At 55.4% G+C, this 21,174-nt stretch carries 20 protein-coding genes; 3 read left to right on the forward strand and 17 right to left on the reverse strand.

The annotated features are described in order from the left end of the window. Positions 1–90 precede the first annotated feature (90 nt). The 5 genes from FVB43_RS09920 to FVB43_RS09940 are packed head-to-tail and all read right to left on the reverse strand — an operon-like array spanning position 91 to position 4,894. On the reverse strand, positions 91–984 hold the full coding sequence (locus tag FVB43_RS09920) for a MurR/RpiR family transcriptional regulator (protein ID WP_133843687.1): 894 nt from the start codon (positions 982–984) through the stop codon (positions 91–93). After that, entirely contained in the window at positions 981–1,937 is a 957-nt protein-coding gene (locus FVB43_RS09925) for an ABC transporter substrate-binding protein (protein ID WP_167863881.1), read from the reverse strand. The genes FVB43_RS09920 and FVB43_RS09925 overlap by 4 nt, the downstream gene beginning before the upstream one ends. 40 nt (positions 1,938–1,977) lie before the next feature. After that, positions 1,978–3,030: a FecCD family ABC transporter permease gene (locus FVB43_RS09930; RefSeq protein WP_167863882.1), complete on the reverse strand. Its 1,053-nt coding sequence runs from the start codon at positions 3,028–3,030 to the stop codon at positions 1,978–1,980. Beyond that, the gene (locus tag FVB43_RS09935; protein WP_159337377.1) at positions 3,027–4,052 is read right to left on the reverse strand and encodes a FecCD family ABC transporter permease; all 1,026 of its coding nucleotides are present in this window, start codon (positions 4,050–4,052) and stop codon (positions 3,027–3,029) included. The genes FVB43_RS09930 and FVB43_RS09935 overlap by 4 nt, the downstream gene beginning before the upstream one ends. Next, positions 4,049–4,894, reverse strand: coding sequence for an ABC transporter ATP-binding protein (locus tag FVB43_RS09940; protein WP_167863883.1), 846 nt, complete (start codon positions 4,892–4,894; stop codon positions 4,049–4,051). The genes FVB43_RS09935 and FVB43_RS09940 overlap by 4 nt, the downstream gene beginning before the upstream one ends. 455 nt (positions 4,895–5,349) lie before the next feature. Here FVB43_RS09940 and FVB43_RS09945 point away from each other — a divergent pair, with 455 nt between their 5' ends. Continuing rightward, positions 5,350–7,536 carry a TonB-dependent siderophore receptor gene (locus FVB43_RS09945; RefSeq protein ID WP_133843696.1) on the forward strand — a complete coding sequence of 729 codons (2,187 nt, stop codon included), beginning with the start codon at positions 5,350–5,352 and terminating at the stop codon, positions 7,534–7,536. A gap of 146 nt (positions 7,537–7,682) precedes the next feature. Here FVB43_RS09945 and FVB43_RS09950 read toward each other — a convergent pair whose 3' ends face one another. The 6 genes from FVB43_RS09950 to FVB43_RS09975 form a co-directional block, all read right to left on the reverse strand. Continuing rightward, a complete protein-coding gene (locus FVB43_RS09950) occupies positions 7,683–7,985 on the reverse strand; it encodes a hypothetical protein (protein WP_133843698.1) in 303 nt (100 codons plus the stop codon). A 16-nt stretch (positions 7,986–8,001) separates the two neighbouring features. Next, the gene (locus FVB43_RS09955; RefSeq protein WP_340139005.1) at positions 8,002–9,303 is read right to left on the reverse strand and encodes a PTS sugar transporter subunit IIC; all 1,302 of its coding nucleotides are present in this window, start codon (positions 9,301–9,303) and stop codon (positions 8,002–8,004) included. Positions 9,304–9,416: 113 nt separating this feature from the next. After that, on the reverse strand, positions 9,417–9,716 hold the full coding sequence (locus FVB43_RS09960; RefSeq protein WP_133843702.1) for a PTS sugar transporter subunit IIB: 300 nt from the start codon (positions 9,714–9,716) through the stop codon (positions 9,417–9,419). 83 nt (positions 9,717–9,799) lie between these two features. Further along, on the reverse strand, positions 9,800–10,243 hold the full coding sequence (locus FVB43_RS09965) for a PTS sugar transporter subunit IIA (protein WP_133843704.1): 444 nt from the start codon (positions 10,241–10,243) through the stop codon (positions 9,800–9,802). A gap of 232 nt (positions 10,244–10,475) precedes the next feature. Beyond that, the gene (locus FVB43_RS09970) at positions 10,476–11,057 is read right to left on the reverse strand and encodes a P-loop nucleotide/nucleoside kinase family protein (RefSeq protein WP_166653728.1); all 582 of its coding nucleotides are present in this window, start codon (positions 11,055–11,057) and stop codon (positions 10,476–10,478) included. Beyond that, a complete protein-coding gene (locus FVB43_RS09975; RefSeq protein WP_159337375.1) occupies positions 11,050–11,979 on the reverse strand; it encodes a tagatose-bisphosphate aldolase in 930 nt (309 codons plus the stop codon). The genes FVB43_RS09970 and FVB43_RS09975 overlap by 8 nt, the downstream gene beginning before the upstream one ends. A 198-nt stretch (positions 11,980–12,177) precedes the next feature. Here FVB43_RS09975 and FVB43_RS09980 point away from each other — a divergent pair, with 198 nt between their 5' ends. Continuing rightward, a complete protein-coding gene (locus FVB43_RS09980) occupies positions 12,178–13,155 on the forward strand; it encodes a sugar-binding transcriptional regulator (RefSeq protein WP_227535700.1) in 978 nt (325 codons plus the stop codon). A gap of 395 nt (positions 13,156–13,550) precedes the next feature. After that, the gene (gene ftnA / locus FVB43_RS09985; protein WP_133843710.1) at positions 13,551–14,060 is read left to right on the forward strand and encodes a non-heme ferritin; all 510 of its coding nucleotides are present in this window, start codon (positions 13,551–13,553) and stop codon (positions 14,058–14,060) included. A gap of 58 nt (positions 14,061–14,118) precedes the next feature. Here ftnA and FVB43_RS09990 read toward each other — a convergent pair whose 3' ends face one another. From FVB43_RS09990 to FVB43_RS10015, 6 genes are all read right to left on the reverse strand, one after another. Continuing rightward, the gene (locus FVB43_RS09990; RefSeq protein ID WP_159337374.1) at positions 14,119–15,345 is read right to left on the reverse strand and encodes a c-type cytochrome; all 1,227 of its coding nucleotides are present in this window, start codon (positions 15,343–15,345) and stop codon (positions 14,119–14,121) included. 13 nt (positions 15,346–15,358) lie between these two features. Beyond that, a complete protein-coding gene (locus FVB43_RS09995) occupies positions 15,359–17,137 on the reverse strand; it encodes a GMC family oxidoreductase (protein ID WP_167863884.1) in 1,779 nt (592 codons plus the stop codon). Beyond that, positions 17,134–17,859 carry a gluconate 2-dehydrogenase subunit 3 family protein gene (locus FVB43_RS10000; RefSeq protein ID WP_133843716.1) on the reverse strand — a complete coding sequence of 242 codons (726 nt, stop codon included), beginning with the start codon at positions 17,857–17,859 and terminating at the stop codon, positions 17,134–17,136. The genes FVB43_RS09995 and FVB43_RS10000 overlap by 4 nt, the downstream gene beginning before the upstream one ends. Positions 17,860–18,089: 230 nt before the next feature. Beyond that, positions 18,090–19,217, reverse strand: coding sequence for an ABC transporter substrate-binding protein (locus FVB43_RS10005; protein WP_133843718.1), 1,128 nt, complete (start codon positions 19,215–19,217; stop codon positions 18,090–18,092). An 89-nt stretch (positions 19,218–19,306) separates the two neighbouring features. Continuing rightward, on the reverse strand, positions 19,307–19,825 hold the full coding sequence (locus tag FVB43_RS10010; RefSeq protein WP_133843721.1) for a GNAT family N-acetyltransferase: 519 nt from the start codon (positions 19,823–19,825) through the stop codon (positions 19,307–19,309). Positions 19,826–19,964: 139 nt separating this feature from the next. Then, entirely contained in the window at positions 19,965–21,086 is a 1,122-nt protein-coding gene (locus FVB43_RS10015; protein ID WP_242462130.1) for a porin, read from the reverse strand. Between the last annotated feature and the right edge of the window lie 88 nt (positions 21,087–21,174).

Genomic DNA, 21,174 nt, shown 5'->3' on the forward strand with positions numbered 1-21,174 from the left:
GCGCGAACACGAGCCCCCAGGGATGGGTTTACGGCGTGTCCGCGTTTCGGATAGCCCTGATAGGCCGAATGACGGTTTATCAGCGATAAATCAGCCCTTCTTCCCCCCCGATTTACCAATCGACCGATGCAGATCCTGAATGCGCTTCATCGACTTCATGGTTTTCTGCGGGGCAGTAGACGCCAGCGACATGACCAGCATCTCCAGGCATAGCAGGACGGAACCGTGCAGAGGGACTTTGCCGTTTTCCCCACCGCGCGGCACGGTGATCACCGTATGCGCTTCCCGGCTAAAACGGGAGTCCGGCGCATTGGTCAGTAAGATGGCAGGGATCCCCAGCCGTCGCGCTTCGGCCAGCGTGGTGAGCCCTTCGCGATGCGCCGATTTCTGCCCCATCATGATCAGTACATCGCCGCGTTGGAGATCTAACAACTGTTCAGCCAGCAAAATTCCGGTGCGATTCAGCGCATACGCAGGCGTACCGATACGCGTTAATAATCGCGCCGTGTAGTCAGCCAGAATTCCGGAAGCCCCAATCCCAAAAATCGCCACCTGTCGCGCCTCGGCCAGCAGAGCGACGGCTTGTGCCATCGCCCGACGATTCTGCGGTTCACTTAGCGCTTCACAAGCACGCTGATGCCCTTCCACCACAAAATCAATGCTGGCATTAATATCGCAGGACAGCGCGCTGACCGTGGTATTCATCTTCTCCGCTGAGTTGATCCCTGGCCCCAGGAAACGCTCGATAGTCAGCTTTAAATCACGTAACCCGGCGAAACCCAGCGCCTGCATGGCCCGGATTACCGTCGCATCTGAACTCTGCGTCGCAGCGGCGATCTCCATCGCCGTATTCTCCAGCACCACATGACGGTGCTCGTTGATATAGCTGGCCACCGCATATAACCGTGGGGAGAGTTGATGCGCACGTGCGCGAAAACGCTCGCCGTACAGATCCACACGCCTGCGCCCGGTAGACAAACTCATGGCTGCCCCGCTTTTTCCGGCAGCGTGCGCCCGGAAAGATGCGATTGCACCTGTGCCACCAGCAGCCCCAGCGAGGCATAAGAGTTCGAGATCACTTCGTCGCGTGACAATAAAATGTAATGCCCTTCGCGACAGGCGCGTAAGAAATCACAGAATCCCGGCATGACCCGATTCATATCGGCGATCTCATCAGCAGGTTTACCTCCGGTATCAGCCCGCCAGGTATCAAAAATATAATCTGCATCCAATTCAGGGAGTCTTTCTGCGCTGACATCGACTCTTCCTCCCTCAGGGATCGCGTCCACCAACGGAGGAAAACGAAAACCGGCATCGCGAAGCACCCGCCCAAGCGAATGGTAGCTGTGATGCACGGTTAGCTTGCCATTGTTGGCCTGTAATACCGATACGGTAATGTGCTGCGTATCCACCACGTGTTTAAGCTGTTTGATCTGCTCCTGGTAGCGGCGTTCCAGAATCGCGAGCTGTGCCTGGCTGCCCGTCAGTTGCGCCAGCTTGCTGTAGATACGCGGAGCGCCCCCTTTAAGGTGGTCAATACTGACCGTCGGGGCAATTTTCTCCAGCTGTTCAACCGCCACATTGCGGGCAGGCTCGGTGATGATCAGATCCGGTTTGGCCGCAGCAATCGCTTCAATATCCATATCGGCAGTGCCAATAAACTGAATGGACGAGTTATCGAAATCCACCCCGGTGAGCAGACCGCTTGAACGCAAAAAATGGCTGCCGTCCGGGCGCGTGCGTCCGTGGCTGGCCACAGGCGGTACACCCAGTTCAATCAGGGGAATGGTGATATCCAGATCATGTAGCGAGACGATACGAATAGGGTGCAGCGGCACTACCACCGTGCGACCCAGATCGTCGGTAAACGACTGCGTGGGCACCGCAGCAGCAGCGGTAGCCCCGATTAGCAGCAGCAGAGAAAAGAGAAAACGCATAGCAGTTCCTTTAGTAGGGGCGAGGCACGCCTCGTCCGGATTACAGCGCATCACGACGGCGCCAGAGCAACAGCAGGAAAAACGGCCCGCCCACCAGGGCAATCACAATGCCCGCCGGAATTTGCAACGGGGCAAAGGCCAGCCGCCCGATGGTGTCCGTGACCAGCACCAGCAACGCCCCAATCAGCGCGCTGCCGCTGAGCAGCGCAACCTGCCCGCCGCGCAGCAGAAAACGCGCCATATGCGGGGCGATCAGCCCGACAAACCCCAGGCTGCCCACGCACGAGACGCTGGCCGCCGTCAGCAGGACTGGTGCGGCAAAGCGGATCAACGCCAGATGCTGTAGCCGCACGCCCAGACCGCTGGCCGCCTGATTACCGAGCAGCGCCACATCAGAGGCACGGGCAGTAAGAAACAGGATCAGCGCGCCCGGCAGCGCCCAGCAGGCGGCAACGGCCAGCAGTGACCAGGTCGCGGCATGCAGGCTGCCCGCCATCCACACCAGCGCCGTCTGCACATCGCGCACGTCGGCGGTGGTCATAAATACCCCTATCCCAGCCGAGAATGCCCAGGAAACGCCGATGCCGATCAGAATAAAACGGGGACGCGAGAAATCCCGCGCCAGTGCCACCACCAGCAATGCCACCAGCAGCCCGCCCGCCATCCCCGCCAGCGGCCGCCACAGCAGACCGAGCGATGGGAACAACAGGATCAGCGTCAACACCACCGCGCTGGTGCCTTCTTTCACCCCGATCAACCCCGGATCGGCCAGCCCGTTACGGGTAATGGATTGCATCGCAGCGCCCGCCATCCCCAGCATCGCTCCACTCAGGGCGGCCATCAGCAGGCGCGGCAGACGAATATCCCAGACAATGTAGTCCTGCTGTGACGGCAACGGTTGCGGGTAGAACAGTGCCCGGCCAATGGCCGATGCAGGGACGGGCAGCGATCCCTGGGTAACGCCAAAAATCACCAGCGCCAGCGCCAGCAACGCCAACAGCGCAGCGCAGGCCAGTGCACGCGGGCGCAGCAGCAGGCTAAAGGCACCCCACTGCCAGCGCCGATAGCCCACCCGTTGAAGCGACATTTTCATTTAAAAAATCTCGACGCGATAAAGATAAATACCGGCGCACCGACCAGCGCCGTCATCACGCCCGTCGCCAGTTCCTGAGGGGCAATCAGCGTGCGGGCGGCAATATCCGCCAGCAGCAACAACAGTGCGCCGCACAAGGCCGACAGCGGGATTGCCAGGCGAATATCATCGGTGATCAGTCGCCGCACGATATGCGGCACCACCAGACCAATAAAGCCAATGGGTCCTGCCACCGACACCGCCGCACCGCACAGCAGCGCGGTGGCGATCAGCCCCAGCAGCCGGGTACGGGCAATATTCACCCCCAGCCCGCTGGCAATCACATCGCCCAGTGCCAGCACATTCAGACGCGGGGCAATCCACAGTGCCAGAACCATCCCTACCGCACCCGGCAGCGCAGCAGCGCGCGTCAACGTCCAGCTTAGCCCGGCAAGATCGCCCGCCAGCCAGGTGCGTATTTCCATCAGCGTTTGTTCATCGAGGATCAGGATAGCCGCCGTGACTGACGAGGCAAAAGAGGAGACCGCCACGCCACAGAGGGTCACCTTCAGCGGCGTCAGACCGGTACGCCCGGCGGATGCCAGCAGCATCACCAGCGCAAACAACGCGGCAGCGCCCCCAGCCGCAATCAGCGGGCGACCCAACAGCAGCCCGCCCCACTGACTGCCCAGCGCGGACGCAATGACGACTGCCAGTGCTGCCCCGGCATTCAGCCCGAGGATATGGGGTTCGCCCAGCGGGTTGCGGATCACCGCCTGGAGCAGCATTCCGGCCACGCCCAGCACCGCACCGGTCATCAGTGCAGCAACCAGTCGCAGCAACCGCAGATCCACGATCACCTTATGGTCAAAGTTACGTGGGTTAAATTCCAGCAGCGCCTGTAATACCGTTCCGGGGCCGATATAACGCGCCCCCAGACCGAGATGGATCAGCGCGCAGCCCAGCAGGGCCACCAGCAGGATGATCAGTGCCACGCCCGAACGGGCGCGACGACGGCGTACCACCGCAGCAAAATCACTCATCCGGTGCGGTCACCGGGCGCCCGGAACGGCATAAAGAAGGGTTTTCCGGTCAGCGGGTTTACCGACATCTGAACGTCGACATCAAACACCGCTTTGATCAACGCGGGTGTACAGTGCTCTCCTTCGCGGATCACACCCTCCAGGCGCCCCTGTCGCAGGAATACCACTGTATCGGCATAGTTCACGGCAAAGTTCAGGTCGTGCAGCACGACGACAACGGTACGGCCATGCAGTCGCGTCAGATCATGCAGCAGTTCGAGAATATCGACCTGATAACGCAAATCGAGGAACGTGGTGGGTTCGTCCAGCAGGATAGTGGCGGTTTGCTGTGCCAGCGCCATCGCAATCCAGCAGCGCTGGCGCTGGCCGCCGGACAGACTGTCGACAGGCAGATGGGCAAACTCCAGCGTGCCGGTCATCCGCAGGGCATCGTGCACCGCTTCTTCATCTTCCGTTGACCACTGACGCATAAAGTTTTGCCAGGGATAGCGCCCGCGTGACACCAGTTCAAATACGGTTAATCCATCCGGCAACAGCGGCGATTGCGGCAACATGCCCAGCTGGCGTGCCACCGCTTTGGTGGGCTGATCGTGGATGATTTTACCGTCGAGCCGCACGCAGCCGTCGAGAGGCGCCAGCATACGGGCAATGGTGGTCAGCAATGTGGATTTACCGGAACCGTTCGCGCCGACCAGTACGGTCATTTTGCCGTGTTCGATGGTCAGGCTGACACCGTCAACAATGATTTTTTTGCCATAACCGGCAGAGAGTTTGTCGAGGACAATACCCTGTTCTGCGGACGCCGGGAGTGCGCCTGCTGTCTTTTCCACCCGCTGTGGCATCTACCGCTCCTGCACCGCAACGGCGTGGCAACCGGGCCAGCGCGCGCGTACGCCTTAAATAAAAATAAATCTCATTCGTTTTCTCGATCATGCGTAGAATGCCTGTAGTAGTCAAGAAATAATAGACAGCTTACTGACAGAGCGATACCCGGTTATAAAAGCCATAAAAAGATGCTGGATATGAAATTATTTAACCTATTTATCAAAAGATTAAAAAATAATACCCGCAATGCGAATGTGATAATTCAGCGGTAATCAGTCTGTCTGTTTTTTTGATGTTTTTTACATTTACTACTACATAACGGCGTGTTTGAATGATTCTCAATTACATATCCGAGCCATGAACACCGGGTTTAACGGATAGGACTGCGCGTGACGCAACCCATCGGGCAATGAAGACAACACACCTTTTCTCATTCAACAGGGAATGAGAAAGCTTGCGGAAAATACAATAAATGACTGAATTATCACCTTCTTTTCTGGGGAAAAAAGGGCGCGTACTGTTTTCAATGCTCTTTATCGGGGTGCTGACAACGCCGGTAGCGATGGCAGCAGTCACGCCAGCCAGCAACGTGAACAAAAGCGATGCCGACAGCAGCAATGATAGCGGCACGCTGACGGTCGAAGCGAAAGTATCCGATGCAGACCAGCCAATGACCTCCGGCTATCAGCCGCTGAACTCTTCCACCGCCACGCTGACCAATACCCCGCTGCTGGATATTCCGCAGGTGGTGAACACCGTCAGCGACCGGGTGATTGAGGATCAGCACGCTACCACGCTGGATGAAGTGCTGAACAACGTCAGTAACGTGGTTCAGACCAACACCCTCGGCGGCACTCAGGACGCGTTTGTACGCCGTGGTTTTGGTAGCAACCGTGATGGTTCGGTGATGACCAACGGCCTGAAAACCGTGCTGCCGCGCAGCTTTAACGCTGCGACCGATCGCGTTGAAGTGCTGAAAGGCCCGGCATCAACGCTGTACGGTATTCTCGATCCCGGCGGCCTGATCAATGTGATAACTAAACGCCCGGAAAAAACCTTCGGTGGCTCGATTCAGGCCACCTCCACCAGCTTTGGCGGCGGCACTGGCAGCGTGGATGTTACCGGCCCGATTGAAGGCACCAATCTTGCTTACCGCCTGATCGGTTCTTATCAGCATGAAGATTACTGGCGTAATTTCGGCAAAGAACGCAGCAGCTTTATTGCCCCGTCTCTGACCTGGTTTGGCGATGATGCCACAGTGACCGTTGCTTACTCACACCGTAACTACAGCACCCCGTTCGACCGCGGCACCATTTTCGATTTGGATACCGGCCATGCGGTGGATGTGAATCGCGAAACCCGTTTCGATGAAGCCTATAACATTACCGACGGTGAGTCGGATCTGGCCCAGTTGAATACCGAGTACCGCATCAATAATCAGTGGACGGCGAAGTTCGATTACAGCTTCAGCCAGGACAAATACAGCGATAATCAGGCACGCGTGATGGCCTATGATTCCGCCACCGGCAACCTGACGCGTCGTGTCGATGCCACCCAGGGATCGACCCAGCGCCAGCACTCCGCACGTTTCGATCTCCAGGGCGACGTGGTCATCGGCGGTTTCTATAATGAGATCCTGACCGGGCTGTCGTATGAGAACTACGATCTGCTGCGCACCGATATGATCCGCTGTAAGAACGTGAAAGATTTCAATATTTACACCCCGTCCTACGGCACTACCGGGAAATGCACCACGGTATCGGCCGCCGACAGCGACCAGCGCATCCAGCAGGTCAGTTACTCCGGCTACGTGCAGGACTCGCTCTACCTGACCGATAAGTGGATTGCGGTCAGCGCCATGCGCTACACCACCTTTACCGAATATGCCGGTAAAGGCCGCCCGTTCAACGTCAATACTGATAGCCGCGACAGCGCGTGGGTGCCGAAATTTGGTCTGGTGTATAAAGCCACACCGAATATCTCGTTCTTCGGTAACGTTTCGCGTTCGTTTATGCCGCAGTATTCGATTGCCAGCTACATCGGTGAGCTGCCGCCGGAAACCGCGACCGCCTATGAAGTGGGTGCCAAGTTTGACCTGTTCAGCGGTGTGACCGCTAACGTGACAATGTTCAATATCGATAAGAGCCACGTGCTGTATACCGATACGGTTAACGGCGAGAGCGTGGCGAAAACCGCCGGGAAAGTGCGTTCGCGTGGGGTAGAAGTGGATGTGGCGGGTGCGCTGACGCAGAACGTCAACGTCATTGCCAGCTACGGTTATACCGATGCCAAGGTGATGGAAGACCCGGATTATCAGGGCAAGATGTTGCCTAACGTGCCGCGTCACACCGGTTCACTGTTCCTGACCTATGACTTCCACAACGTGATTGGCGGCAATACGCTGACCGTTGGCGGCGGCGGTCATGCGGTGAGCCGTCGTTCCGGTGACAATGGCGAGGATTACTCGTTACAGGGCTACGCGGTAGCGGATGCATTCGCGTCTTATAAGATCAAAACGCAGAACCCGGTGACCTTGCAGGTAAACGTGAAGAACCTGTTCGATAAGACGTACTATACCTCGTCGATCGCCACCAACAATCTGTCCAACCAGATTGGCGATCCGCGTGAAGTGCAGTTCACCGTGAAGATGGATTTCTGATAGTCAAATTTGGGTCAGTTGAAATACGGGTCAGGCATGCCTGACCCCTACGAAAATCGGGACCACCATGCCCCGCGCGGCAAAACCGCACCATAACCGTAGGGGCCGGGCATGCCCGGCCCTTGATGGCCCAACAGAATCCGTGTTCAAAAACCGTAGCGGATCGCATCCTTACTCTGCTGCATCAACCCGTCGATTTTCTCTGAGTAAAGCTCCACGCCCTTGCCGTCACCCGCCAGTGAACAGGCGCGACGCTTCGCATTCCAGGCCTTCATCAGCTGGGCCTGGGCAAAACCCGGTTTCCCGTAGCGGGCCATGCTCTGCTCCCAGCACTGGATGGCACTGTCGCTGTCCTGCTGCGCCATAAACTGCTTACCCAGCTCATTCAGCGCGTCAGCACAGGCTTTAGCCGGCAGTTCCTGCTGTAAGATCTTCTCAATTGCGTCCATAAAACCTCCTGATTCATTAATGGAAGAAGTTAAGGATATGGCCGAATACCAGTCCGACGCCGATCACATCCGAGTCGCTAAAGGTCACGTTCTGGAAGCCATACTGGCCGAGCAGCGGCAGTAACAGCGCGGGCAGCAGCGTGATAAACAGCCCATGGAACACGCCACCAATCACCGCACCGCGCCGTCCACCCACGGCGTTAGCAAAGATCCCGGCGGTGCCCCCGGCAAAGAAGTTGGTCAGCATTCCCGGCAGGATCATCGCCAGCCCAACCCACGGGAACAGGAACATGCCGATCACCGCACCAATGGTGGTCGAGATAAAACCGATGATCACCGCGTTAGGCGCATAAGGGAACAGCACCGGGCAGTCGAGTGCCGGAACCGCATCCGGCACGATGCGCAGCGCAATACCGCGAAACGCCGGAACAATTTCTGCCAGCAGCAGGCGTACACCCGCCAGCAGCACATACACACCGACAACAAACTGGATAGATTGCAGGAAGGCATAGACCAGATAGTTCACACCATTAGAGGAGGCGGCCACCACTTCCGGGCCTGCAGCAATCGCCGGAATCAAGTAGATCGGGATCATCACCACCATCATCGACAGATAGGTGTCTTGCAGGAAGGACAGCGCCTGCGGCAGCTCCACATCTTCAGTGCTTTTGCTGACATCGCCGGTCACTTTTGCCACACCCGCCTGCACCATATAGCCGATAGTACAGAAGTGGCCGAGGGCAATATCATCACCGCCGGTGATCTTACGCACAATCGGCTGGGCAATCGCGGGCATCAATACCGCCATCACCCCGGCAATGCCCCCGCCAAGCAGGATCAGCTCCACGCCGCGCAGCCCGCCCATATAACCAATCACCGAGCAGACGGTCGCCATCCACAGCGATGCCTGCCCGGTGAGGAAGATATATTTGTAGCGCGTCAGACGGGCGATCAGAATATTGACGACAAAGGCGACCACCATAATCAGGGCTGTTTCACGCCCGAGGGTTTGCTGGGCGATACCGGCGATGGAACCCACATCGGTCACCACACCGCGCATATTAAAGCCTTTCTGGAAGATATCGCCGAGGAAGGTTAATGTGGCAACAATAATACTGGCACCCGACAGCAGCACTAAGAAACCCAGTAACGTTTTTAATGTTCCGGTGATCACCTGGCCCGGGCTTTTTCGCAAAGCAATCAGGCCAATCATGGCAATTAAAGAGATCAGGATAGACGCCTGCCCCAGAACATCATGGACAATAAAGGTAAGGAAAGACATAGAACTCCCCTGTTTACTTTCACATATACCCTTCATACTTCAAACTACAGATGTGTTGGCTCGAATTATTTTGGGTAGATATTATTTATGATTTAAGGTGCCGAAGGCGACGTAAACCATTTTGGATTTAATCGGATTTTTAAAAAAAATTAGATAAGATAGCCTTTCTCTTTAAGGATCGGCTCTAGTTTTAGTTTTATTTCGTTCTTATCCACCAGACGCTTAAGATAAATAATGGTGGAATTGATGGTGTAATGCTGGAACTGCGAACGGAAATTTTCACCGGTCATGATAATATCTGCACGCGATGAGGTCGCGCTGGAAATATCACAGTGAGATAAGTCGGCATCCACACCCAGATCTTTCAGTGCCGCTTCAATACTCATTTCACAGGCAAAACTACTGCCCAGCCCGGCACCGCATACGGCCAGAATAGATAACTTTTTCATCAGGCATACCTTAATTAAGTGTCTGTAAGTCCGCGACCTCTGACTGCGGGTATGATGACGGGCATCCCAGCCCTGACGGCGGTTCAGAACTGCTGCAGAATGTTCAGTACCGCTGACTTATCCCGTGCCTGCCTTAACTGTTCGACCACGCCGTCCTGGCAAAAAAGCTGCGACAGGCTGGCGATCATTTCAATATGCGAGTGGCTATCGATAGCGGCCAGTGCAAATATCACATACACCGGATCATTATCTTCACTGCCAAAGTTCACACCCTCAGAAATAATTAATAAGGAGAGTGCCGTATGATTCACCCCTTCCTCTGGCCGGGCGTGGGGCATCGCAATACCTTCACCCAGAACATAATAGGGACCAATCTGTTCATGCATATCATAAATAGCATTAAGGTATCGGGGTTGTACTGCACCATTATCGATCATCGGTTGCAATGCAATCTCAACGGCTTTACGCCAGTTATCCGTATGCGTTAACAGTTTCAGGTTACTGTCATTAATCCAGTCGGTTAACATACATCGTCGCCCTGTTCATTATTCAGCAAGTTAATTCACTATACTTTCCGCAGAATGATAAAAACGTGATCAATATGACTTATTTAATAATAAATTATTAAACATCAGTTAATTAGATTAATAACCATAGCTTCGCCCTGGTTAATTACACCAGTGGTAACACTCTTTATTTAATACGCCGTAAATATTCAGGATTAATCCTGTTTATTTTTGGCAGAGGCGAATAAATTAACTAAGCCTGATTCACGATCTCCTGCGTCCAGCGAATTAACCCATTGAAGTCGATCTCGCTGCGTTGATCGGCAACCCATACCGGCCCGAGTTGCATCGGTTCGGCGCGGTCAGCCAGTTGTTGCAGTTCTGCCACGTATTCCGCTCCCGGATGTCCCGGCAACCTTGCGCCCAGCCTGCTGCTGTAGCGCTGCGCTGCCATCTCACCAGGGATCTGGCACCAGATCTCAGCAATGCGATCAATGCCCGCCGCGTCGATAAACCCTGACAGATCCGCTTTTGGCTGGAAGCCAAACCACGCATCAACAATAAAGGTGTTACCTGCCGGGGCAGCGGCAATAATCGACCAAATCACCTGATAAGCGGCAATGCCCAGCTTACGGTTCATCGGGCGGTCAATACCGTCAATCTGACGCATAAACGGCTCTTTAATCTGATCCAGCGTCAGCAGTGGCCAACCGGTCGCCGTCGACAGACGGGTGGCGATATGGCTTTTTCCCGATGCGGGTACGCCGTTCACCATCACCAGGCGTTTACCGTGGTTCCGGGGGGCAGAGTGCTGCAAAACGGGCTGCTCAGGCATGGCTGGTTTTTTCCTCTGTGCTACGGGCATGGAAGTACTTGCCGATCACCGCCTGGATTTCACGCAGGCGTGGGATGGCCAGCGTTTCCAGTTTTTCGCGGGTGATACGGCGGTCCAGCGAGATGCAGTCTTTCCACAATGCACGCCCGGCAATCACACCGGAAGCGCCGTTGCTCATAGCATCCGCCACCTGGGTCAGGAAAGTTGTATGATCCACTCCCGCCGAGAGTACGGCCCAGGGCACATCCCCGGCAAGCTCGGTGATATCGGCACAAGCTTTAGCCGATCCAGGATACGGGATCTTCAGCACTTTGGCACCCAGCTCCAGTGACAGTTTGGTGCCTTCATAGATCAGTGACGGCACACGGCTTTTATACGCGTCGTCCGTCTCTTCCGGCAGGGGATAGGTAAGAAACTCCACCACCAGCAGCAGATCTTCGCGGGCAAAGTCTTCGATGCAGTGGCGCAGAATATCGAGGTTATGTTGATTCGCATCCGGGCGGTCGGCGCGTAAATAGACCATAATTTTACCGCCGTTAGCGCCCAGCTCGCGCACACGGCGGGCACTGATGCCCTCCACAAGGCGTGAATTGCGGTAGCCTTCCGGGGTGGTATCAAAACCCGACGCATCCAGGCCAATCAGCAGAGCGGTATCGCGATTGATGATCCCGTGATCCACCAGATCCGGTACAGCACAGACGGCATCCACCAGCACGCAGGAAGCCTGACTGGCGAGATAGCGGGTGATATCCGCCTTGATACCGCCGAGCTGCTGCTCGGAAATGGCTTTTTGCTGGTCGGGATCGGCACTTAACAGCGTTCGCATCGCACCGCGCTGGTCGCAGGCAATCACCAGCATCGCGCCGTTGCTGCCGCAAATTTGCTGATAACCGCGCAGTTCAGAAGTGGACATGTGTGACATTAGGGTGAACTCCTATACAGATTACAGGGTAAAAAAGCCGTCGTAGACGACCCGAAAGTTACCTTTAGCCTGTGTGCACGACGCCGGGCTGTTGCCGGTGAATCTCCAGTCCTGTCAGGGGTTTCAGCCACCTGTGCACGTTGCAATTTTGCTGGTGTTGAGCAATAATTCTCCAACCGATGAACTGAGTGTAATACATTGCAGAAAGGAATTACAACCCTGAAAGAGCCACTTTTACAAGATCCCGCCACCACGCGGGCAATGATGCATATGGTGGCGAAGCTGCACTATCAGTCCGATATGTCGCAGGTCGATATCGCTAAAAAACTGGGCGTGTCCACCGCCACGATCTCGCGTCTGCTGACCAAAGCGCGCGCGGCGGGGATTGTGCGAATAGAGGTGATTGAGCTGACGTCCCCTGAGGAGATCACGGCGGATCTGATTGCCCGGCTGGGGTTAAAAACCGCTGCCGTGGTGGAGTCCCCACCTGCCAATATCCTCAGTGCCCTGAATGCGCCGCTGGCCTCGCTGCTTCAGCAGGCCGACCTGGTCAGTGGTTCGGTCGTGGGCATTGGCTGGGGACGGGCGGTACGTGAAGTGACGCTATCCGGCCTGCCGCGCCTGCCGGGGGTGATGACGGTGGCACTCAACGGCGGTATGCAGCAGGCGGCAGCGCATTTTCAGATTAACGAATTTGTGCGCCAGGCCGCAGAACAGATGGAGGGAACGCCGCATTTCCTGCACGCGCCCTATATCTCGTCGCCGGTGCTGCGTGATGCATTTCTCTGCGATCCGGGCGTGCAACAAATTACCTCGCTATGGGATAAGCTGGACGTGGCCATCGTGGGCGTCGGCCTGACGCATCATGCGCCCCACCCCAGCGAAACCAGCACGGCCACCCCTGATGAGCAGGCGCTCAGCCATGCAGCGGGCGATGTTCTGCGCCACTACGTGACCGAACAGGGGGAAGTGCTGCACTGGGAGGGCGAACAGCGGATGATTGCAGCATCACCAGACCAGCTTCGTCAGACCCCGTTATGCATCGGGGTGGCGGCCACGGCAGAGAAAGCCGCCGGGATTATTGGTGCCGTACGTTCCGGCATGATCAACGCACTGGTGACCGATATTAAAACAGCTCAGGCCATCCTCGACCGTCTGGTCACCGAGCCGCAGTAAACCATAACTGCCTTTATCCCTGGCGGATAAAGGCAGTTCATTCTCTGTAAAAATAACACCTTATAAGAAATAACCTATTACGGATTAATTCTCATTCCGTAATATTGATCCAATTTATATTTTAATAGGAATAGTTATCATAATCATTTAAAAAGCAGAACTGTTTATATTCATCATGGAATGATTATCACTTACCAATCATACTCTTAGGCGATAACAATAAAATTAGCCTATGCTATATAAAACGGTTTTTATTTTATCAATCTGCGTGCATAATGCGCAGAAATCACCTGTTTTACTCGTTATACTTCACGTTACAGAAACATTCACTCTGTCCCTGTAACATGAATTATTGAGAGTAATAAATCGCAAAATATAATGTTAAAGGAGTCACCATGCTGACTAATGAAATGACCGCTCAGTTGAACGATCAACTGAATCTGGAATTCTATTCTGCCAACCTGTACCTGCAGATGAGCGCATGGTGCAACGACAAAGGCTTCGAGGGTGCGGCTGCGTTTATGCGTGAGCACTCCACAGAAGAGATGCAGCACATGCAGCGTCTGTTCAACTACCTGAGCGATACGGGCGCGATGCCGGTACTGGGCACCATTGAAGCCCCACCGGTCACCTTCAACTCCCTGCACGAAGTGCTGGAGCAGGCTTATCAGCACGAGCAGTTGATCACCGCTAAAATCAACGAACTGGCGCACGCAGCCATGACCACCCAGGACTACTCCACCTTTAACTTCCTGCAGTGGTATGTGTCTGAGCAGCACGAAGAAGAGAAGCTGTTCAAATCTGTACTGGATAAACTGGCACTGGTGGGTAACAGCGGTCAGGCCCTGTTCTTCGTGGATAAAGATTTGCAGAAACTGAGCGAACCTGGTGCACACCAGGCGTAATCGCTGACAAACGTCGCCCCTTTTTCAGGGACGACGTTTTTTTCCTTTTCTTGCTCTTTTACTCCCCTTTCCGCAATTTTTTCACCTGCTCCGCCGTCACATCGCTGGCCTGATTTCCCCAACTGTTGCGCACATAGTTACTCAGCTCGGCCACCTGTTGATCCGTCAGCCGCCAGCCAAATCCTGGCATTCGCATACCTGTCAATGCTCTTTCTGTCACCGCAGCCCGGCCTCCGTGCAAAATCATTGAAACCAGTGACGAAGGATCATCCCCCAACAGCGCCGGGTTACTTGCCAGTGCCGGGAAGGTGTGAGTGTATCCCCGACCATCGCTACGGTGGCAGGCGGCACAGTTATCCTGATACAGCGCCGCCCCCGGATATTGAGCTTCGGCATAATCTTCACTGGCTGGCGAAGAAGAGAATTTACCGGGAGGCAGGCTCTTCAGAAACACCGCAATAGCACTAAGATCCGCCGGCGTAAGATGCTGCGTACTCTGCTGCACCACATCGGCCATGGAACCAAATGCCATTGTGCGGTCGTTCTGCCCTGTTTTCAGGAAATTGATAATATCCTGCTGCGTCCAGCTCCCCAACCCGCGAACGTTGTTGCCCCGCAGATCCGGTGCATGCCAGCCGTTAATGGTTCCTCCGGACAGATAGGCGCTGTCATTGTGGTCCAGCCCTTTTTCCTGCATCGCTATACCGCGTGGCGTATGGCAGCTACCGCAGTGCCCCGGAGCCATCACCAGCCAGGCGCCCCGGTTCCACTCGGCGCTTTTCAGCGGGTCGTTAAGATAGCGTTCATCGTCATGAAACATCATATTCCACACCCACAACGGCCAGCGTATATTTAACGGCCAGGGGATATCGCTTTTTCGGTTTGCCTGCCGGACGGCAGGAACCTCCTGTGTGAAGTACGCATACAAATCGTGCAGCTGCTGGTCGTCAAACTTGCTGAACGCGGTATAAGGCATCGCCGGATACAGATAATGACCATTCCGGGCCTTCCCCTCACGAAGCGCCCGCGCAAAATCCTGATAGCTGTATTGACCGATGCCGGTTTGTGCATCCGGGGTAATATTGGTGGAGTAAATAGCCCCGATGGGGGTATCCATCTTCAGTCCCCCGGCAAAAGGCGTGCCTTTTTCTGCGGTGTGGCAGGCTGCACAATCTGCCGCCAGGGCCAGATAGTGCCCCGGACTGATGCTGCGCTCAGGCACAGCGGCAATGCTGTTACTGGCCACTGCCAGCAGCACACACAGACCGTATTGTCTGATATTCATGGCTCACTCCCTGTCAGGCCTGCACCAGCGGTCCGGGCTGGGCGAAATATTGAGTACGGATGGCGTGCGCTGCCCACAGTGCAGTGGCGCAAACAATACCGGTGGGGTTGTAGGCAAGATTTTGAGGGAAGACAGATGCCCCCAGCACAAACAAATTGTGCACATCCCAGCTTTGCAAATATTTGTTAACCACACTGTTTTTCGGGTTATCACCCATCACAGTCCCCCCCGTGGTATGCGTGGACTGGTATGGCCGCACATCATAGTGGTCACCGGGCTTCATAAAACCCGATTCAACCTGCTGTGCCCCCATTACACGGGCTATCTGCTCCGCTTTGCCTTGCATAAACTGCGTCATTTTCAGTTCATTCGGCTGCCAGTCAAACGTCATGCGCAGCAGCGGCTGGCCGTGGACATCCTTGTAGGTCGGGTCGAGGTCGAGATAACACTGTTTATACGGCATGACCGATCCCGATGAACCGATGGTCATGGTGTGCAGATAGTGCTGTTTGATGCTTTTTTTCCAGCCGCTGCCCCACTGCGGGGATGCCGCAGGCAACGGCATCTGCTGGATCGGCCGTCCGCCGCTGGTGGCAGCCCCGATGGTGGCGCCGCCAATAAAACCCAGCCCGCTCTGGTCAAAATTCCCGGCATTGAAATCATCAATAAACGTCCCGGTCACGCCAGAGGCGGCAAACGGATTAAAGTTATGCTTCTCGCCAAAGAACAGATTGAGGCTGCCATTCATCTGGTAAGCATAGTTACGGCCAACCACGCCCTCTCCGCTCTGCGCATTGTAGGGTTTACCTATCCCCGACAGCAGCAGCAGGCGAACGTTATGCAGCTGGAAGGCGCTGAGGATCACCAGATCCGCAGGCTGTTCATGCTGTACCCCCAGCTCATCCACCCAGGTCACGCCAGTGGCTTTTTTCCCACTGGCATCAGTATTAATACGCAACACCTGTGCCTGAGTGCGCAGCGAAAAGTTCGAAAACTGGCGAAGTGAAGGCAGGATAGTTGACTGCGGCGAGGCTTTGGAACCGTTGAAACAGCCGAAACGTTCACAGAACCCGCAGTAGCTGCAGACGCCCAGCTGCACACCATAAGGGTTCTTCCAGGCTTCGGTGCAGTTGGCTGCCGGAATAGGGAACGGGCTGTACCCCAGGCTTTCTGCCGCCCGGGCAAAAAGCTGCCCGGCATACTGTTGCTTCAGGGGCTTTGTCGGGTAAGGTGCACGCCGTGGCGCTTCAAACGGATTGCCCCCGGCGACGGTCTCCCCACGGAGGTTACCCACCTGCCCTGCTGTGCCGCAGATTTTTTCGAATTTCTCAAAGAAGGGTTCCAGCTCCTGATAACTCACCGGATAGTCCTGCAACGTCATATCCGCCGGGATCACGCTGGCCCCGTAACGTTCGGTGACGGTACTGTGCATCTTCAGGTCGGTTTCCCGAGGCCGCCACAGCATCCCGTTCCAGTGAACCCCCGCCCCGCCTACGCCGTTACCGGGCAGGAAAGAACCAAAGCGGCGGTAAGGCATGGCATGGTCGGCTGAGGTGTGGCGCACCGTCACCGTCTCACGCGCCGGGTTCTGGAACAGCTTTAGCCGGATACCGTAGGTCAGTTCATCCGTTATGCGCGGATAAGCAAAATCCGGCCAGGTATCGCGCTGTTCACCGCGCTCCAGTGCCAGGATATTCAGCCCGGTTTCCGCCAACTCGCGGGCCATCAGCGCCCCCGTCCAGCCAAACCCAACAATCACAACGTCAACCGGGGGGTGTTTGATTGTACTCATGCGCTGCGCCCCCGATAGCCAGAAATACTGACCGGAGGCAGCGGATAGGGTTTATTCGGGTTATCCATCTGATCCTGATAATCGGCACGTGCACCGGGGAAACCGATCAGCGTCCAGCTGGCCAGCGTCTGATTTCCGCCGTGCTGCGGGTCAGCCAAATAGCCCTCTTTGGTGTTATCCAGCAGTTGGGTAAAGAACAGCGCGCCAGGCAATCCGCTAAAGTTAAGTTCACCGGCTTCCAGCTGCGTTAACAGGGCATCCTGCTGCCGGGGTTTCAGGTCGGCAAAGTCTGCCTGCTCATGCTGCTGGCAGTGCTGGTCTATCGCGGCGATTCCCCGGCGGTAGATCTCGCGCGGTACCAGCGGTGACTGATATCCCAACTCCGGGATCGCCTCCGCAAACGGTGGCTGCATATACCACAGCTGACCGTGGCCGTAGGGTTGTTCCATCTGTCTGTCGATAAAAACCGGCACCCCTTCGCTAACGGCACCGGGGCCTAGCGCATCCTCCGGGATCAGTCGGCCGCAGGCGGCAATAATAAAGCGCCATTCACGGGGGTTAAACCACAAAGGAACCGGGCCAGGAGAGACGCCCTGCGCCGGGGCAGCCTGCGCACTGAGGGGAGCGACTCCGCGTCCCACCACCGTAGCCAGCGGGATAAACGCCAGCGATTGTTGCAGGAAACGTCGCCTGCCACGGGCAACATCATCATGATCTACCATTGTCTTCTTCCTGTGAATAGTCGGTATTCAGCCCGCACAGGGGCCAGTGCTGCAGCATAAAACCTTATTTTCTGCGGGGGATAGAATAGGCGACAAAGGAAGACGACGGGGGCGGGAAACGTGTTAGCAGATATGAGTTTGGATAAAGATTATTCCAGGATAATCGCTTCAGCTCATTGATAACCTCCATAATGAACAAAGGGTGCGAATCGCACCCTTTGTTCAGAGATTTATGGCGTCGGTTTCAGGGTAACCCAGTAACCTGGCTGATAATCAATCGGCAAGAACCGCTGATGGAACTCACGGAACGTAGCGTCCGGGTCGATATCTTTAAACAACTCCGGATGCAGCCATTTTGCCAGCATCTGAATCGCGACAAACTGATAAGGGCTGTCGTAGAACTGATGCCAGATAGCGTGTGCGTTACCGTTGGTGGCCACCGGCAACGTACGGAATGCCGGACGCGCCATCAGGGCGGTTAAACGCTGGGTCGCCAGCGTCACATCCGCACCTGGCCCGACACCCACCCAGCCACCGGCCGTATTGTAGTTTTTCCAGTTCGCACCGGTCACCACCACCACATCCGGACGCGAAGCGATAATCTGCTCAGGATTCAGCGTACCGAAGGTGCCTGGGATCAGCCCTTTGGCAATATTCGTTCCCCCTGCCACTTCGACCATACGGCCGAAGTTTTCGTCGCCGAAGGACATGCAGCACTCTTCGGTATAGCCACCGGCACGATCCAGCATCACTTTAGGACGCGGGCCCTGATAGTTTTTCAGGCGTTCGGTGACGATATCGATCTGCTGCTGACGGAAGGCGATGATCTCTTCCGCACGTTCAGGTTTACCAACCAGCTGCCCCATAATGCGGATGCTTTTCACCGCGTTCTCAAACGGCTTTTCGCGGAAATCGATAAACACCACCGGGATGCCCAGCTTGTCGAGTTTTTCCGTCAGTTTAGATTCATCGGTGGCCGCTTTCGATTCCAGGTTCATCAACACCAGATCGGGCTTCAGCGTCAGCGCCTGCTCAACGTTAAAGGTGCCATCTTTCGCGCCGCCGAAGGTCGGTAGTGAAGTAATGGACGGATATTTTTTGGCGTAGATCTGATAGCTGTCAAAATCCGCTTTTGGCAGATCGTCGCGCCAGCCCACCACACGCTGGAACGGTGCATCGGTATCAAAGGCCGCCAGCAGGTAGATCTGCCGCCCTTCACCGAGGATCACGCGTTTCACTTCGGATTTGATTTCGACCTTACGGCCGCTGACATCTTCCACCACAAACGGTGCCGCCAGCAGGCTGGCCGACGCGAACAAACCGCCAGCAAAGATCACTGCTTTACCCCAGAACGTCATAGCACTCTCCACAGAGGAAATAATAATTATTCTCAATCTCAATTTTGCTGAGGAATGCTACGACGAGGCCGGGGTTATTACAATATGTGTCAGGAAATTTCGCATGAGGATGAGAAGGTAAAACGGTAGAACTTCGTGTCCACCGTCATCACCGGGAAGCTGACGGGTAGCTCCGTCACCGGGATCTCGCTAAAACCGTTTTTCTCGTAAAAACGGTGTGCCGCGAGAAACTTTGCGGTGGTTCCAAGGAAGATATCGTCCACCCTCCGGTGTCGTGCATGCATCATCAGGGTGTTAAGCAACGCAGACGCCACCCCCCACTCCCGCCCGCGATACGGCGCGGCAACAAACATCTTACGCAGCGCCGTTTGCTGTTGACCTATATCTTTCAGACCAATACAGCCCACCACGCGTTCACCAATCTGCGCCAGCCAGAAATCACCGTTTCCCTGCTGATAAAAATGGCCGATATCGCTGAGATCCGGCTGCTGTGCTGCCGTGATGGCAATGCCAAACTCCTCATTCTGGATCGGCAGGATAAGCTGTACGACGCCAGGCTGGTATTCCGATCGGTAGCGCTGGATAGTGATAAGCTCGGTGGGCATCATGCGTGGCTCCGCTGGGGTTAAGATCATTCGGCGATGCAGATTAATCTATCGCTTTTACTAATACCTTGGCGAATGAAAAATCCCCACAGGGAGATTAAATGCTCTCCGGCTATTCTGTTCGCGACTCATTGTTGGGCGCTTAAAAATCATAGTAAACCGATAGCCAGGTCTGGTCTGGGTCATTGTCAGACGCTGCGGTGAAGGTGTGTTCCAGATAAATGGAGAAGCCATAAGCCAGCTGCGTGTAAACCCCCAGATATCCATGATTCGCATGATAATTTTCATTTCCCTGCAAGCGCAGCGTATCCACCGCAAAATAGGGCTGAACGGAGTGAAGATAACGCTTGTCGATCGGAAAGGTATAACCGGCAAAGGCCTCCAGCCCATAACCGCGTCGCGCAAAATAGTTGTCGGTGCTCTGCCGTATCGTGGCAGGAACATAATGTCGATACAGGGTGGCAGTTTCGACCAGATACCAGTTGCCCGGCTGCCAGGTCATGGCAGCGCCGCTAAACTGCTGGCGATAACCGCGTTGTTTTCTGCCCGAACCTCTGACCGTGGCGTTGGTCTGATTCCAGCTGGCGCTCATCGTCAGATCTTTTGCCATCTGATAGTCAACACCAATGCCACCACCGCGTTTGCGTCGGTAATACTGGCTGTCACCCAACACCAGTTCATCCTGCGGCAGCAAATAGTCAACATAGAGCGTCAGGTCACCGAAGATGTTGGTGTACTTCAGACTATTGCGTGGGCGTTCTCCCCCGTCATAGTCCCCACCGACGCCAATCCAGTTAGCACTGGCATGCCCGTCATTGTCCCAAACGTCACTTTTTATCCCAATCGTGTCGTAATAGACGCTGTACTGGTGTCCAAAAGTGAGCGTACCGTAGCGGTCATCTTTAATGCCACCAAACAGCTTACGCTGAATCCCCCAGTTATTGTCATGATCGTAGTGGTGCTTCAGCCCGAGTACATGTGCCGTATCCACACCCAGTGAATAGAAGCCGATAACCGATGTGCCGGGCCTGAGCAGGTAATCGACGCTGAAGCGAAAACGCGTACCGCCATCATGCCCACCGTGGTTATCTTCTCCCTTATGCCAGATAAACTCCGGGCGAATACTGCCGCTGATGCCAAGACTCAGTGGGGATAACCACGGATCGGTGAAGGTGTTTTTTTTCAGCACGGTGATCGTCGCACTGGCCGAAGATGACGCAAGAACCAGCATTACGATAGCCAGCGCCTTCCCTGTTTTTTGCATCCTGAATATCACCTTATTGCTCCAACCAGCCCACTGCCGGGAGTTCTGCCAGGCGACATCATCAATAAATAGCGTTTTTCCCGCGTGT

The organism is Erwinia rhapontici (genome assembly GCF_012271765.1).
GTDB lineage: Bacteria > Pseudomonadota > Gammaproteobacteria > Enterobacterales > Enterobacteriaceae > Erwinia > Erwinia rhapontici.

Bases quoted from the DNA above. Each gene is read 5' to 3' on its own strand.
- FVB43_RS09920 (WP_133843687.1), bottom strand. From the start codon at position 984: ATGAGTTTGTCTACCGGGCGCAGGCGTGTGGATCTGTACGGCGAGCGT.
- FVB43_RS09925 (WP_167863881.1), bottom strand. From the start codon at position 1,937: ATGCGTTTTCTCTTTTCTCTGCTGCTGCTAATCGGGGCTACCGCTGCT.
- FVB43_RS09930 (WP_167863882.1), bottom strand. From the start codon at position 3,030: ATGAAAATGTCGCTTCAACGGGTGGGCTATCGGCGCTGGCAGTGGGGT.
- FVB43_RS09935 (WP_159337377.1), bottom strand. From the start codon at position 4,052: ATGAGTGATTTTGCTGCGGTGGTACGCCGTCGTCGCGCCCGTTCGGGC.
- FVB43_RS09940 (WP_167863883.1), bottom strand. From the start codon at position 4,894: ATGCCACAGCGGGTGGAAAAGACAGCAGGCGCACTCCCGGCGTCCGCA.
- FVB43_RS09945 (WP_133843696.1), top strand. From the start codon at position 5,350: ATGACTGAATTATCACCTTCTTTTCTGGGGAAAAAAGGGCGCGTACTG.
- FVB43_RS09950 (WP_133843698.1), bottom strand. From the start codon at position 7,985: ATGGACGCAATTGAGAAGATCTTACAGCAGGAACTGCCGGCTAAAGCC.
- FVB43_RS09955 (WP_340139005.1), bottom strand. From the start codon at position 9,303: ATGAAGGGTATATGTGAAAGTAAACAGGGGAGTTCTATGTCTTTCCTT.
- FVB43_RS09960 (WP_133843702.1), bottom strand. From the start codon at position 9,716: ATGAAAAAGTTATCTATTCTGGCCGTATGCGGTGCCGGGCTGGGCAGT.
- FVB43_RS09965 (WP_133843704.1), bottom strand. From the start codon at position 10,243: ATGTTAACCGACTGGATTAATGACAGTAACCTGAAACTGTTAACGCAT.
- FVB43_RS09970 (WP_166653728.1), bottom strand. From the start codon at position 11,057: ATGCCTGAGCAGCCCGTTTTGCAGCACTCTGCCCCCCGGAACCACGGT.
- FVB43_RS09975 (WP_159337375.1), bottom strand. From the start codon at position 11,979: ATGTCACACATGTCCACTTCTGAACTGCGCGGTTATCAGCAAATTTGC.
- ftnA (WP_133843710.1), top strand. From the start codon at position 13,551: ATGCTGACTAATGAAATGACCGCTCAGTTGAACGATCAACTGAATCTG.
- FVB43_RS09990 (WP_159337374.1), bottom strand. From the start codon at position 15,345: ATGAATATCAGACAATACGGTCTGTGTGTGCTGCTGGCAGTGGCCAGT.
- FVB43_RS09995 (WP_167863884.1), bottom strand. From the start codon at position 17,137: ATGAGTACAATCAAACACCCCCCGGTTGACGTTGTGATTGTTGGGTTT.
- FVB43_RS10000 (WP_133843716.1), bottom strand. From the start codon at position 17,859: ATGGTAGATCATGATGATGTTGCCCGTGGCAGGCGACGTTTCCTGCAA.
- FVB43_RS10005 (WP_133843718.1), bottom strand. From the start codon at position 19,217: ATGACGTTCTGGGGTAAAGCAGTGATCTTTGCTGGCGGTTTGTTCGCG.
- FVB43_RS10010 (WP_133843721.1), bottom strand. From the start codon at position 19,825: ATGATGCCCACCGAGCTTATCACTATCCAGCGCTACCGATCGGAATAC.
- FVB43_RS10015 (WP_242462130.1), bottom strand. From the start codon at position 21,086: ATGCAAAAAACAGGGAAGGCGCTGGCTATCGTAATGCTGGTTCTTGCG.